The organism is Parabacteroides sp. AF18-52, assembly GCF_003479145.1.
In the GTDB taxonomy this organism is placed as follows: domain Bacteria; phylum Bacteroidota; class Bacteroidia; order Bacteroidales; family Tannerellaceae; genus Parabacteroides; species Parabacteroides faecis.
Genome location: NZ_QUGR01000002.1, coordinates 725,904 through 740,486, shown reverse-complemented (window position 1 = coordinate 740,486; position 14,583 = coordinate 725,904). Strand labels below are relative to the sequence as shown.

The 14,583-nt window shown below is 45.5% G+C and carries 10 protein-coding genes; 6 read left to right on the top strand and 4 right to left on the bottom strand.

Annotated elements, in window-relative coordinates; all coding sequences use genetic code 11:
• Window positions 1-9 precede the first annotated feature (9 nt).
• From DWX23_RS06480 to DWX23_RS06470, 3 genes are all read left to right on the top strand, one after another.
• Complete coding sequence (locus tag DWX23_RS06480; protein WP_122373942.1) at window positions 10-1,701, top strand: M56 family metallopeptidase; 1,692 nt, start codon at window positions 10-12, stop codon at window positions 1,699-1,701.
• A 207-nt stretch (window positions 1,702-1,908) separates the two neighbouring features.
• The gene (locus DWX23_RS06475; RefSeq protein ID WP_233587513.1) at window positions 1,909-3,135 is read left to right on the top strand and encodes a hypothetical protein; all 1,227 of its coding nucleotides are present in this window, start codon (window positions 1,909-1,911) and stop codon (window positions 3,133-3,135) included.
• A 66-nt stretch (window positions 3,136-3,201) separates the two neighbouring features.
• Complete coding sequence (locus tag DWX23_RS06470; protein WP_122373857.1) at window positions 3,202-4,398, top strand: 6-bladed beta-propeller; 1,197 nt, start codon at window positions 3,202-3,204, stop codon at window positions 4,396-4,398.
• Between the two features lie 131 nt (window positions 4,399-4,529).
• On the opposite strand, the gene DWX23_RS06465 is transcribed toward DWX23_RS06470, so the two are convergent.
• Genes DWX23_RS06465 through DWX23_RS06455 form a run of 3 tightly spaced genes read right to left on the bottom strand, consistent with a single transcriptional unit; the run spans window position 4,530 to window position 10,210 of the window.
• Window positions 4,530-5,891, bottom strand: a complete 1,362-nt coding sequence (locus tag DWX23_RS06465) for an efflux transporter outer membrane subunit (protein WP_122373856.1) — start codon at window positions 5,889-5,891, stop codon at window positions 4,530-4,532.
• 3 nt (window positions 5,892-5,894) lie between these two features.
• Window positions 5,895-9,089, bottom strand: coding sequence for an efflux RND transporter permease subunit (locus DWX23_RS06460; RefSeq protein ID WP_122373855.1), 3,195 nt, complete (start codon window positions 9,087-9,089; stop codon window positions 5,895-5,897).
• Window positions 9,090-9,100: 11 nt separating this feature from the next.
• Window positions 9,101-10,210: an efflux RND transporter periplasmic adaptor subunit gene (locus DWX23_RS06455; RefSeq protein ID WP_122373854.1), complete on the bottom strand. Its 1,110-nt coding sequence runs from the start codon at window positions 10,208-10,210 to the stop codon at window positions 9,101-9,103.
• A gap of 250 nt (window positions 10,211-10,460) precedes the next feature.
• On the opposite strand from DWX23_RS06455, the gene DWX23_RS06450 reads away from it, so the two are divergent.
• The 3 genes from DWX23_RS06450 to dprA are packed head-to-tail and all read left to right on the top strand — an operon-like array spanning window position 10,461 to window position 13,245.
• Entirely contained in the window at window positions 10,461-11,717 is a 1,257-nt protein-coding gene (locus DWX23_RS06450; protein WP_122373853.1) for a peptidase U32 family protein, read from the top strand.
• Entirely contained in the window at window positions 11,717-12,127 is a 411-nt protein-coding gene (locus tag DWX23_RS06445; RefSeq protein WP_007655786.1) for a thioesterase family protein, read from the top strand. The genes DWX23_RS06450 and DWX23_RS06445 overlap by 1 nt, the downstream gene beginning before the upstream one ends.
• A gap of 8 nt (window positions 12,128-12,135) precedes the next feature.
• Entirely contained in the window at window positions 12,136-13,245 is a 1,110-nt protein-coding gene (gene dprA, locus DWX23_RS06440; RefSeq protein WP_122373852.1) for a DNA-processing protein DprA, read from the top strand.
• Window positions 13,246-13,297: 52 nt separating this feature from the next.
• Here the strand turns inward: dprA and DWX23_RS06435 are convergent, their stop codons facing one another.
• Entirely contained in the window at window positions 13,298-14,479 is a 1,182-nt protein-coding gene (locus DWX23_RS06435; protein WP_122373851.1) for a low temperature requirement protein A, read from the bottom strand.
• Window positions 14,480-14,583: the final 104 nt, after the last annotated feature.

Genomic DNA, 14,583 nt, shown 5'->3' with positions numbered 1-14,583 from the left:
ACTGAGTTTATGGGCACTTTACTTCTATACATATTAAAATCCACTGTTTGCCTGATCCTGTTTTATATCGGGTTCAAAGCTTTGCTGAGTAATGATACGTTCTTTCGTTTCAACCGGTGGGTGTTGTTAGGGGGAATGAGTATATGTATGTTGTTGCCTACAATCAAGATAAAGACAGCCGAGCCGCTATTGATACAGCAACCTCTTATTCACCTGGAAGAGATGATCATGGGGGAGAGGGCAACCTCTGCGGTTCTTCCCGGTGCGGTTTCGGAAACGATGGTTACTCCGGCTGTCGAACCTGCTATGGCTATCGACTGGGGACAGGTTTTATTTCTGGTTTATCTGGCCGGAGTTCTTGTCTGTCTGGCGGTCACGTTGCTGTCGTTTCGAAAAATGTTTGTTCTTATACGGAGTGGGCGTCAGTTGCGGCAAGGGCGTTATACATTAATATTGACTCCGGATGCCGTTTCCCCTTTTAGCTGGGGGCGGTATATCATCTTATCCGAAGATGATTATGGAAAGTATCCGGATGAGATTCTTACTCATGAAAAAATACATTTGAAATCCCGCCATTCTGTCGATCTGCTCTTTATGGAAGTGATCCTCTGGCTTCACTGGTTCAATCCGGCTGCCTGGCTGTTGAAACGCGAACTGAAGGATATCCATGAATACCAGGCCGATAAGGGCGTACTTGCTCAAGGCATCGATGCAACAAAATATCAACTGTTACTCGTGAAAAAAGCTGTCGGCTCCAGCCTCTACACTCTTGCCAACAGCTTTAACCACAGTAAAATTAAAAAACGTATTACTATGATGTTAAAAGGTAAATCAAACAATTGGGCCCGGTTGAAGCTGCTGCTCCTGGTCCCCGTAGGACTTATCGTCCTCAATGCTTTTGCCCGTCCGGAAGTGAACCGGCAGTTGGAGACGCTTATCCAAAGCAAAGATAAGGATACTCCGCTGGATGAACAACAGGATTTGAAAGAATTCTTTAAGACGGAGTTGGACAAGTATGTGAATGATACGGTTATAACGGCTTCTGCCGATAAGACCAGTGCATTTCTGAAGAAGAATACGAACATGCACGAGCTGTTTATGAATGCAAACAGTGTCGTTTTATTGAATTACGATAAGATGCTTTCGATAGAGGAATTGCCACCTGTGCTGCAGGAACAGTTTTCTTCTCAGAAAAAGAACGGAAAGCCTGTCTCTTTTTATTTTAAGCAGGATATAAATACACCGAAAGAAAAGGTCGATCGTACGTTGGAGATGGTAAAGAAGGCATTCCAGCAACAACAAGCAACCGTTGGAACTGATAAAGCCCCTTTCCTTTTGTTTGAAGATAGCAAACATCATATGCTCTTTTCGACGGAGAAGAAGAAGATACAAGCACCTTCTGATAATAAGAATGTGCTTCCCCCTCCTCCGCCACCCCATCCGGATGGAACAATCACTTTCAAATATAGGAGTGGGAAAGAAGACCAGGATATTCTCTTTTACGCACGCCATGCCCAGCGAGGGAAAGGGTTGGAAGGACGTATAGATAAGATATATAGCGATGATATATCGACGGTCACTATCACGCTGTTTAAGAAAGCACCGGACAGTTTACTGGAAGGTGTACAAGACATTTTAAAGGATAAGATCAAGTATGACGTCGAGTATATAGTTCAAAGAAAAGAATCCATAGGTAGCTGAAAAGAATAAGAAGAATAGTAGAGGAAGGCTTTGATAGGCCTTCCTTTGCTATACTTTTAGTCTGTTCATCACTCTCATTAATTATTTTTCTCCTGTACTTTGCCACTAATATATAACGGCCAAAAAACTCAATAATAAGGAACAGAGCATTAAAAGTTCGCTAGTGAGGTGGCAGAGTATAAGTAGAAGCTTGTATCTTTGTCGCTTATGATAGGGATATTCTTTTTTATTTGTCTGCTTGTCTCCTGTTCTTCCGGAGCCGGACGACAAGAGGCCATACCTGCCGAATCTCTTCTCCGGCAGGCTGCATTCTATGAAGAACGGTTACAATATCTTCCTGCTTTAGTGATGTATCAACAGGTAGCGAAGTTGGCTGAAAAGGAAAAAGACAGCGTTGCTTTATCTGCTGCTTACCGGAGGATGGGAAATATATACCGGAACCAATCCTTGAAGCATGAAGCGTTGCAATGCGAAAAAAAGGCCTTGTCTTACATCAGTAACGCCAACGATTCCCTGCGGATGGAGCTTTATCGGGAAATAGGCGATATCCATGCCTTGACCGGAGAGGCGGATAGTGCATGCTATTATTATCAGATAGGCGGTTGCCGGATCAGTCAGGCAAAGATATTACAACAGGGAGGACGCTGCCGGGAAGCCGAACTGTTATTGAAAGAGGAACTCGAACAAGATATTTCCGGAGAAGAGAAAGCGGAGCTCTGTCTGGCATTGGCCGACCTGAAAATCTCTTCAGGCGAATTGGAAGAAGCCGAGGACTATCTAAGCCATGTGCCCGCTTCCCATCCACATGTATATGCTTCCCTGTCCCGGATTGCCGAGAGTCGTGGAGACAGTCTGCAGGCTGACTTTTACCGTAAAAACTATTCCCATTATTTGTCTTCCCTGCGGCAGGAGAAAGAACAGAATCAGATAGCCCAGCTACTTTTTGCTTCTGAACAGAGAACGTGGGAGAATCGTTTGTCGAATGCCGAAAAGACACAAAAAGGGCAGGCCTTTCTCTGGATCGGTCTGCTGGCCGTTTGTGGAATCGGGGGCTGGGGCTATTTCCGTTACTGGAAGAAGAAGACCGTTGTTGCGTTGTCTGAAACAGAATTCCACTCTTCTGAAGTGTATCAGCGTTTCCACAGAAAAGAAGAATGGAAGCCGGCACCTAAAGACTGGGAAGAGTTGCTGCAGGCAGTGAACGGCACCTATCCCGGATTTCGTGAACGGCTGAAAAGGAAGATTCCGAAATTGAGTGAACAGGAATGGCGTATGTGTTGCCTGATTAAAATGGATGTTCCCCCTTCGGTAACCGCCATGCTGCTGTGTTGTACGAATCAGGCTATTTCGATGCGCCGTGTCCGCCTGTATCAGAAAATGACGGGAGAAAAGGGGACACCGGAGCTATGCGATGCCTTTATTCGTGATTTTTAAGCAGATGTGAACTGATGTGAAACCGAGAAAAGAGGCTTTCTTCTACTTTTGTCTGAAAAAAAGCGTATGAAAAAGGTATTGTTCGGGCTCATGGCAGCCATTCTTATTAGTACCGGATGCGGATCGAAAAAGTCTTCCGGTGAGTTGCTTCAGATCGATCTGACGGCAAAAGACTTTGCTTCCGGTCAGGTGGAAATAGCAGACGAGATAGAATCCGTTGAATACGTTCCTCTGGAACTGACGGATGAATCTTTGATCGCCAATATATTGGATATAGCGGTTACCGATGAGTATATATTCGTTTATTCTACCCGTCAGGACGGTGTGTTGCAGTTTGACCGGAAAGGTCATTTTCTTCGTCGGATAGCGAAGACAGGAAACGGTCCGGGGGAAACGGGGCAGATCATATCGTTCACTGTGGATGAAGAAAACCGTCTTTTCTGTGTCAGTGAGTACTTCTCTACCTCTTTTTATTCTTTCTACGGAGAGTTTATCAAGAAAATAACAAGTTTGCGTCCCTACTCTTATCAGCTTTCTGTCGGGCCGAACGTGATGGCTGAGTTAGGGCGGATGTATGTTCCGTTGAATATCTCGGGGATGTTCAGTCTGGGAATCTTTAACTGGGCGACGGATGATACGATCGCGCTTCGCCCGACCATTGGGAATATGAACCTGATGCCATTGGAAGAAACCAGTCTGAAAGGATGGATATATAACGGTAGCATGGACGGTTGGTTTTGCTATTCGGAAGGAACCGACACGGTCTGGAATGTGAATGCAAAAACGATTTCACCGGCTTTCCTTGTTAACAACGGCTATTCCGCATCGGAGGAGAAGGAAATGCGTTCGTCTAAAACCGGCAATGCCTCTGTCGACGGCACATATAGTGTTTTTAATCTCTTCGAAACGCCCCGTTTTTATTTTGCCAAATGCTTCCAAAGCTCCAATGAATCTAAATTCTTTTTATATCGACTGAATAAGCAGACCGGAGCCTTGAGCCGTGAAGCATCAGATATTGACGCCATGGAGCTATTCAAACACAACAGGGCGTTGACCGGCATCGGCATCCGCAATGAAACGGATGGCGGACTTCCTATCTGGCCTTTTTTCTCTTATCCGGCTAAAAAGCTGATGATACAGGTGAATACAGCAGTAGAAATTGAATATCTGAAAGAAAAAGATCTGAAGTTAAAGGAACATCCTGTGTTGCAGAAAATAACAGAAGAATCGAATCCGTTGGTCACTATTTATCATTTGCGCTAATAAAAGGCACGGATAAATTTTGCCCACAATAAAAGGTCCTGTTTCTTTAAGAAACCAAAGTGTTCTTATTGAAACAGGACCGATTGTAAATTAAGGTTTGGTTAAAGTATTATGAATTCTCAAATGTTGCTTTATTCTCTACCGCCACCCAACGCATGATAGAGGTTTATCATGCTTTGTATCTCGGTGAATCGGTTGGCGGTTTGTGACAATTGTGCACTTAACAGTGATTGACGGGCTGTCAGTACTTCCAGATAGGTATTTGTTCCGTATTCCATCAATAAGGAGGTACTCTCCAACGCTTTTTCCAAAGACGTAATTTGTTTCTCGTACAAGGCTGTCTTTGCTTTGCTGCTTTGGCAAGCCACTAATGCATCGTTGACTTCACTTCCGGCATTCAAAAGAGCCTGCTGGAATGCCAGGCTAGCTTCTTCCTGCTGGGCTTTGGCTATGCGATATTGAGCTGTGATTTGTCCTTTGTTGAACAAGGGCTGTGTCAATGAACCGACAGCCGATGCCAGGAATTTACCCGGATTGACAATCATGCCTCCGGCCGAGTTGGTCCAACCGGCGCTTCCGCTCAACACGATAGAGGGGTAGAAAGCTGCACGCGCTTGATTTGTTACATAGAAAGCCTGTTCCAATGAACGTTCGGCAGAACGGACATCAGGACGGTTTGCCAACAACTGCATAGGGATTCCGACAGCTATATCTTCCGGGAACTGCTGTTTGGCCAATTTGCCGCGCTCGTACCGACGAGGAGTTTCAGCAAGCAATAACGAAAGGCTGTTTTCTACCTGATTGATTTGTTCTTTCAGGTCGACTATGGATGTTTGCACACTGTAGTAGGCAGCTTCCATTTGTGAAGTGGCTGCCTCGTTTGCTAAACCGGCATCCATCAATGCACGAGTAGAAGCTACCGCCTCTTTCCAGGACTCTTCCGTTTGTTGAGAGATTAATAACTGCTCGTCCAGCATCAATAGCGTATAATAGGTGTTTGCTATTCCGGCAATCAGTTGGGTACGTATGGCCTGTTGATAGTCTTTGCTTTGGGCGTATAACGCTTTTGCTTGTTGCTTGGCATTGCGCAGACGTCCGAAAATGTCTAATTCCCAGCTGGCAGTGACAGGCAATGTATATGTTTGAGTTGCTTTGCCACCATCGAAACTGCTTACTGTTCCTTGTGGAGTAAGGGCCAGTGAAGGCAAAAAGGCCAGTTTTGCCGACAGCAATGATGCTTCCGCTTCTTCCACTCTCAGTTGGGCGGACAAAAGGTCTGTATTGTTTTGCAACCCCTGTTCGATAAGTGTTTGCAGCTGCGGGTCTGTAAAAAGTTCCCGCCAGTTGATATTACCGAAGTTTGTTGTATCGTTGACGACCACCTCTTCTCCGTATAAATTATCCGGAGTTGTTGTGGCCGGTTGATATTTGGTGTATATGCCGCAACTGCTAAGTAAGGCAGTTGCGGTTGTCAATACAATTATTTTCTTCATGTCTTAATTCTTTTCATTGTTTAAACCGTCACGTTCGTCCTTGCTTTTTTGTTTTTCCAACGCAACTTGGATATCGGTTTCCACTTCCATTGGCGGACGAATCTTTTCTTGCAGATACTCGAAAATGATATAGAATACCGGTACAACAAACAATAAGGCCAATGTTCCAACAGCCATACCACCGACAACGCCTGTTCCCAATGAACTGTTACCGTTAGCACCGGCTCCGGAAGCGAACATCAGCGGAAGCATACCGAAAATCATGGTAAGTACGGTCATCAGGATCGGACGTAGACGGGCCTGTGCTGCCGAATAGGCCGATTCGACGATGCCCATTCCCTGGCGGCGACGCTCGATGGCAAACTCTGTAATCAAAATAGCCGTTTTAGCCAAAAGACCAATTAACATAATTACACCAGTCTGCAAGTAAATGTTGTTTTCCAATCCGAATAATTTAGCGAACAGGAATGAACCCATCAAACCAAACGGGACGGAAAGGATAACCGCCCAAGGCACAAGGAAGCTTTCGTAAAGACAAGCCAGAATCAAGTAGATAAGCAAGATACAGACGGCATAGATAAAGAGTGTTTGAGAACCTCCGCTGCTAGCCTCTTCGCGTGCCATACCACCATATTCGTAACCGTAGCCTGTAGGTAACATTTGTGCGGCCACCTCTTCAATCGCTTTCTGTACTTCACCTGTAGAATAGCCCGGAACCGGATTTACATTCACTGTGATACAGCTAAACAGGTTGAAACGGTTGGCGACTTCCGGACCTAATACGCGTTTGAGCGTTACGAACTGGCTAATCGGTGCCATTTCTGTACCGTTTCTTACGAACATGTTGTTCAGCGCTTGTTCATCCAAACGGTATTCCGGTGAAGCCTGCGACATGACGCGATATACTTTTCCGAATTGGTTGTAGTTGGAAACGTAGGCACCACCGCAATAACTACCTAGTACATCAAGCACTGTTGAAGGTGAAATACCCGCACGTTTACATTTGGCAGCATCTACATCCACTGCGATTTGGGGGAAGTTCATAGCATACGAAGTATAAGCCATAGCCACTTCCGGACGCTGGTTTAATGCTCCGATATATTGCATGGCTTTTTGGTAGAACGTACCCATATCCCCTCCGGTACGATCCTGCAAGTTAAGCTCAATGGAGTTACCCATACCGTAACCCGGAATCATACCCGGCTGGAAGCAGAATATCTGCGCCTCTTTGATTTGAGCGAATTGTGCATTCAATCGGGTGATTACGGCATCGGAAACATGTTCGCTGCCTTTACGGTCACTCCAGTCTTTCAAACGGATGATAGCCATACCGTAAGATGTACCCTGACCAGCCAGGAAACCGTAACCGGCTACTCGGGAGTAGTGTTCTATCTCAGGGGTGTTTTTGAGGATGTCTTCCACCTTGTCCAACACCTTGGTTGTCTCTGCCAGCGTACTACCCGGAGCAATCGCCACGTTGGCCATGATAGTTCCTTGGTCTTCCTGAGGAACAAGACCTGTTTTGGTACTGCTGATCAACCATCCTAATAAGACGATAGCTCCTACCATACCAACCCACACCATCCAACGGTGGTGGATAAAGAACATCACTCCTTTTTTGTATTTGCCCAATACGGCGTTGAACGAAGCATTATAAGCGGCGCGCACCCGTCCGTTGAAACTTTTGGCACTCTTGGTTCCATCGCTAGGACGCATCATCATGGCACAAAGAGCCGGACAGAGTGTCAAGGCACAAATCATCGAAAGACCTACGGAGGTTGCCATAGTTACACCAAACTGCGTGTAGAAGATACCGGATGTTCCTCCCATAAAAGTAACAGGAATAAACACGGCCATAAACACACACGTACAAGATATAACGGCCATGGTTACATCCCCCATCGCATCTTTTGTTGCCTGATAAGCGGATTGATAACCTGCATCGAATTTGGCTTGTACGGCTTCTACCACCACAATGGCATCATCCACCACCGTACCGATGGCAAGCACCAATGCAAACAGTGTCAGGATGTTGATTGTGAACCCGGCAGCTGTTAAGCAAGCAAATGTACCGATTAGTGAAACAATGATGGCGATAGAAGGAATAAGCGTACTCTTGAAGTCCTGAAGGAAGAAATATACCACCAAGATTACAAGTATGATGGCGACGATCAATGTCTCTACTACATTATATATAGAAGCGAAAAGGAAGTCGTTGGAACTCATCATCGTGATAAATTCCATACCGGCTGGTAATTCCTTTTCTATCTCTTTCAATTCGGCTGCAATGCGTTCGTTTACTTCTGTTGCATTAGAACCTGCCACTTGGTAAATTAAGAATGTTACGGCAGGTTTACCGTCCATCTGACTGTCGAAACCATAGCTCAATGTTCCCAATTCTACTTTGGCCACATCTTTCAGACGCAACACGGAGCCATCTTCTTGGGCACGGACAACGATGTTTTGAAATTCTTCCACGCTTTTCAAACGTCCGCGATATTTCATGGTGTATTGGAATACATTCTTTGAGTTTTCACCTAATGAACCGGTAGGTGCTTCGATATTTTGTTCTCCCAGAATAGAAGTCACGTCTGAGGGTATCAATCCATATTGAGCCATACGTTCAGGATTCAACCAGATACGCATACTATAGGTATCGCCCAACTCCATAACGTCACCAACGCCTTCGATACGTTTGATACGTGGCACAACGTTAATATCCAGGTAGTTTCCGAGGAATGTCTTGTCATAGCGTCCGTTTGAACTGACAAGTGCATCGATTTGTAAGAAACTGGTCTGACGTTTCTGTGTGCTGACACCGATACGGGTTACTTCGGCAGGTAATAAACCTTGTGCTTTTGTTACACGGTTTTGGACGTTGACGGCTGCCATATCGGGGTCTGTCCCTTGTTTGAAGTACACTTCGATAGTCGCCGAACCTGCATTGGTGGCTGTGGAAGTCATGTACATCATATTTTCCACACCATTGATACTTTCTTCCAATGGCATAATGACACTGTTCATCACGGCATCAGCATCTGCTCCGGTATAGCTTGCCGATACATGGACCGTAGGAGGGGCAATATCCGGATATTGCTCGACCGGCAAGGTAAAGAGCGAAATGAGTCCTATCGCCAAAATAAGAATGGAGATAGATATGGCCATAACAGGCCGTTTGATAAAAATATTTCCTTTCATATTTTGCTAATTTATTTTACTTGTGTTCCTTCACGTACCAATCCGGCTCCTTCGGATACAATTTCTTCACCAACCTTAAGCCCGTCGAGTACGATATATTCACGGCCGTCGCTGATTTCAGCAACGGTAATTAATGTAGAAACGGCCTTGCCATCGACTACTTTGTAAACAAGGGTTTTATCTTGCAAACGGACTGTTGCGCCTTGCGGGATAACGATGCAGTCTGTGTAGGTTTGCGGAATGAGTACATTGCCGGATGCTCCGCTATGGAGTAGGCGGGATTCATTCGGGAATACGGCTCTAACGCCTACCGTACCGGTTTTGCGGTCGATCACTCCGCTGATAGATTCAATTTTGCCTTTCTGCTCATAAACAGACTGGTCGTTCAGTTTCAAAGTGACTTCCGGCATATTGGCCAAAGCTTCATCCATGCTTTTATGTTGACGGCTCATGGCCAAAAGCTGGTTTTCCGTCATGGAGAAGTAAACATACATATTCGAATTGTCAGAAACAGTTGTTAAAGGCTGAGGAATATTGGCGCTGACCAATGCTCCGGCACGATAAGGCAGCATACCGACTACTCCGTCGCTCGGACTTTTTACTTCTGTATAAGAAAGGTTGTTTTTTGCATTTAACTCCTGTGCTTCTGCCTGTGACAGTTGCGCTTTGGCTGTCAGGTAATTGTTCTGGCTTGTTTTCAGATTGAATTCGGAAACAACTTTTTTGGCAAACAGTTCTTTTGTGCTGTTGTAATTTAATTCGGCAGTACCTAAAGCTGCTTTTGCAACCTCAACGTTGGCTTGAGCTGTTTTCAAAGCTGCCTTATAAGGTACTTGGTCGATTACAAAAAGTAACTGTCCTTTTCGTACAACCTGTCCTTCTGTTACGCAGAGTCGTTCGATAGTTCCTGATACTTGCGGATAAATATCTATATCTTGGCGACCGCGAATAGACGCTGAATAGGGTATGGTCAACTCCCTATTGGCTGTTGAAACTTTCATTGTTGCGTAAGATGCTTTCATCTGTGCATCCGACGTCTCTTTTTTACAGGATGTCATCCACATTGTCGTACAACCAATAATCATCATCAGCTGTATCCATCTTGCTTTTGCTTGTATCATATGTCTTAATTTGTTAAATGCCGCAAATTTAACAGATGAATGTAGGAAATTATTTGTCTGAATTTTTATATAAATCTTCTGTATTTATAGTATACGGATATTTTAAGAAAAGAAAATCTAATGAAATAAAATAAATGTGTGATATCGTTGTACACATTATCCGGTACCAGATAAAAGTTAACTGGTTTTATCTTAGAAGTATGCGAAGAAAGCCGTATCTTTGTGGTTTCTAATTTAAAACCAAACAGCTTTGAACGAGAAAGATTTTGAAATAATGGCGCCGGTCGGCTCGTATGAGTCGTTGATGGCAGCTATCCAGGGAGGAGCCGACTCCATCTACTTCGGCATTGAAGGACTGAATATGCGTTCGCGCTCTTCCAATAATTTCACCACGGACGATTTGCGTAAGATTGTCTCCATCTGTAAGGAACACGGCATTAAGAGTTATCTGACGGTTAATACGGTTATTTATGGGGAAGACCTGGCATTGATGCGTGAAATTATCGATGCGGCAAAGGAAGCGGAAGTCTCTGCAATTATTGCGGCAGACGTGGCTGCCATGAGTTATGCGAACCGGATCGGGCAGGAGGTTCACCTGTCTACCCAACTGAATATATCGAATGTGGAGGCGCTGAAGTTCTACGCCCAGTTTGCCGATGTGGTGGTGCTGGCACGCGAATTGAATCTGAAACAGGTAGCCGAAATCTATCAACAGATCGTAGAACAGCAGATAACCGGTCCGAGAGGCGAACTGATCCGTATCGAGATGTTTGCCCACGGAGCCTTGTGTATGGCTGTTTCCGGTAAATGCTATTTGAGCCTGCATGAAATGAATGCGTCTGCCAACCGGGGTGCTTGCATGCAAATCTGCCGCCGCGGATATACGGTGAAAGATAAGGACAGCAACATCGAACTGGATATAGAAAACCAATATATCATGTCGCCCAAAGACCTGAAAACGATCCATTTCATGAATAAGATGATGGATGCAGGCGTGCGGGTATTCAAGATCGAAGGCCGTGCCCGCGGACCGGAATATGTGCGTCTCGTGACTGAATGCTATAAAGAAGCAGTGAAGGCTTATTGCAGTGGAACATATGATGAAGAAAAGATCGCCGTCTGGGACGAGCGTCTGAAAAGCGTCTTCAACCGGGGCTTCTGGGACGGCTATTATCTGGGACAGCGTTTGGGTGAATGGAGCAGCAAGTATGGTTCCGGTTCGACTAAGAAGAAAGTATATGTGGCGAAAGGCATCAAATACTTCAGCGGCATCGGTGTGGCTGAATTTGAAATGGAATCGGGCTCGCTGAAAGCGGGAGATGAGATTCTGATCACAGGCCCGACAACCGGTGCGGTGATGCAGACCATCGATGAGATACGTGTCGACCTGAAGCCGGTGGAAGAAACTGTAAAAGGCGAGCGTTTCTCCTTCAAAGTATCTGAAAAGGTACGCCCTTCCGACCGCCTGTATAAAATGGTACCTAACAACGATAAAGAACTGAAATAATGAAAGAGTATATTTTTAAACTGACAGACAAGGTGCGCGATTATGAATGCGACCTGCAGGGAGTAGTGAACAACTCCAACTATCAGCATTATATGGAGCATACCCGTCATGAGTTCCTCGAATCGCTGGGCGAGAATTTCGGAGCCATGCACGATAAAGGGGTGGACGGCTTCGTCTCTCATGTGGAGATAGATTATAAAACATCTTTGAAGAGCGGCGACAGTTATATCTCTTGCCTGAATGTGTATAAGAAAGGAGTGAAGCTGGTTTTTGAACAGGATATCTACCGGGCTTCCGACGGCGCGCTGGCAACCAAGGGAAAAGTTGAGTCTGTAGTTGTGCAGGACGGCAAGTTGACCCGCGGCGAATATTTCGACGAAATGCTTAAAAGGATACAGGATAAACTATGATATAGATCATGACAGACAACCGGATTTACCAAATTGGCTTAACTATGATAAACGGGGTAGGAGATATCCTGGCCCGTCAGCTTTTGCAAACCTGTGGCGATGCAGAAGGTGTTTTTACAGAAAAACAGCAAGTATTGGAGAAGATTCCGGGTTTCGGCACGGCTACGGCTGCTGCCATCAAACGCCCGGAAGTTCTTCTGCAAGCGGAAAAAGAGTTAGCCTTTATTGAAAAGAACCAGATCATCTGTTATTTCCTGACAGATGAGAATTACCCGAAACGTTTGAAGGAGTGCTCCGATGCTCCGGTACTTCTTTATTTCAAAGGGAGTGCTGATCTGAATGTTTCCCACATTATCAGCATTGTAGGAACCCGCCATGCGACGGATTATGGTCGTGTAATGACTGAAGAGCTGGTACAAACCCTTTCACAGACTATTCCCGGTATATTGATTGTAAGCGGATTGGCTTATGGCATCGATATCTGTGCCCACCGGGCGGCACTAAAGGCAAACTTGCCGACTATCGGTGTGCTGGCTCATGGGCTGGACCGTATTTATCCGTCTTCGCATCGCTCTGTAGCAGTGGATATGTTGGAACGCGGTGGACTGTTGTCTGAATTTCACAGCGGAACGGAACCGGATAAACCTAACTTTGTCCGGCGTAACCGGATTGTGGCCGGCATGGCAGATGCAACGATTGTGATAGAATCGGCAGAGAAAGGTGGCTCATTGATCACTGCCGACCTTGCATTCTCCTATGGCCGTGATGTGTATGCTTTCCCCGGACGGGTGAACGATATCCATTCAAAGGGTTGTAACGCATTGATCCGGCAGAATAAGGCAGGATTGATAACTTCCGCATCCGATCTTATCTCGGCCCTTTGCTGGGATATAAAGGAAACAGCTTCTCCTCTCCCTGTTCAGACAGAATTGTTTTTCGGGGAGGATGAACGGACAGCAATGGTAATGTCCCAGCTTCGCGAAAAGTGGGAAATGCATATCGACCGGCTGGCTGTGGAACTGCATCTGCCTGTCCGCGAATTATCTTCTCTATTGTTTGAGATGGAGATGAACGGCCTGATCAGAGCTTTACCGGGAAATATCTACCGGCTTGTCTGAATATTTCCTGTTCCCGGACTTGACGGTTCTACTATCGAGTGCGGGAGTAGGTTTATGTTGGAATGCTTTTGAGAGCCATCCGGCTTTTTGTGGTCTCATAAATAACTACCGCTATAAATATGAGTGCAGTTAACCCATTCAATTGAAGTGGATTGAAAAAACGGGCAAACGGAATGATGAGAGCCAGCGTGATAACCGCAATCACATGCGACCAGGCGATTAACTGGCACGTGATCCATTTATAAACGGCATTACTCATTAAATAAATGATCGGGCCGCCCACCATCGCAAAGATGCCGCCTGTCGTCATTTCTCCCAACGGGTGATTGACAACCAGTTCGTCACCAACCGCACAGATGATCAGTGCACCGACCAGTACCACATGTATCGAGTGATATTTCAGGCCGAGTAAACCGGGATTCGATATCTTTTTGATCTTCCGGCTGCCTGCCTCACTGCTGACATCAAAATAAATCCACCACATCGCCAGGCTATTGGTGAAAGAAATGATCGCTGCATAGATAATTGTAGAATCCCATATCTCAAAATCGCTGAGTGAAGCACCCGTCATCATAATCGTCTCACCGAAAGCGATAATGACGAACAACTGGCTTCTTTCAGCCAGATGTTGTCCTTCGATTGTCCACTCTTTACTGGAAATAGACCGTCCGAGTCCCGGCAGGTAAAAGCCGAACATAGGCGAAGTATAATCGCACAGGACGGCAACCAGCCACAAAAGAATACGTGTGTCCCCTTCGCTGAATGCCCCTGTTATCCAGAATACGGCAGAGATACAAAACCAACCCAATATACGTTTGAAATTAGGGGATAGATGGTGCTTTTTATCCAGTAGAAAGACAATTACGATTGTCCTCCCTAACTGGATAGCGACATAACAGGCAGCAAAGATCAGCCCCCGGCTTGTATAAGCTTCGGGAATAGCCGAAGCCATGATCAATCCGACCAGCATCAGGATAAACAGAAGTATCCGGATGGAACGTGTTTCGGGATCGAACCAGTTGGTCACCCAGGTTGTATGTTGCCAGGCGAGCCAGACAGCAAACCACAGGATGATTTCCTGTACATATCCTTGCCAGTCCAGGTGATGAAGCAGATAATGCGACAGCTGTGTGACAGCAAAGACATAGATCAGGTCGAACAACAGTTCCGAATAGGAGACGGAAGCTCTTTCCTGTTCCCTGCTTCTTAATAAATGATGGGAAGAATGCGACATAAGCCAATGATTTTATAGCCTGTATAATCCGATAACGCCTTTTCAATTAAAACAACTGCCTGTTCATATTGTTTTAGAGATGTTGATTGTTTCTTTTGTGTAAA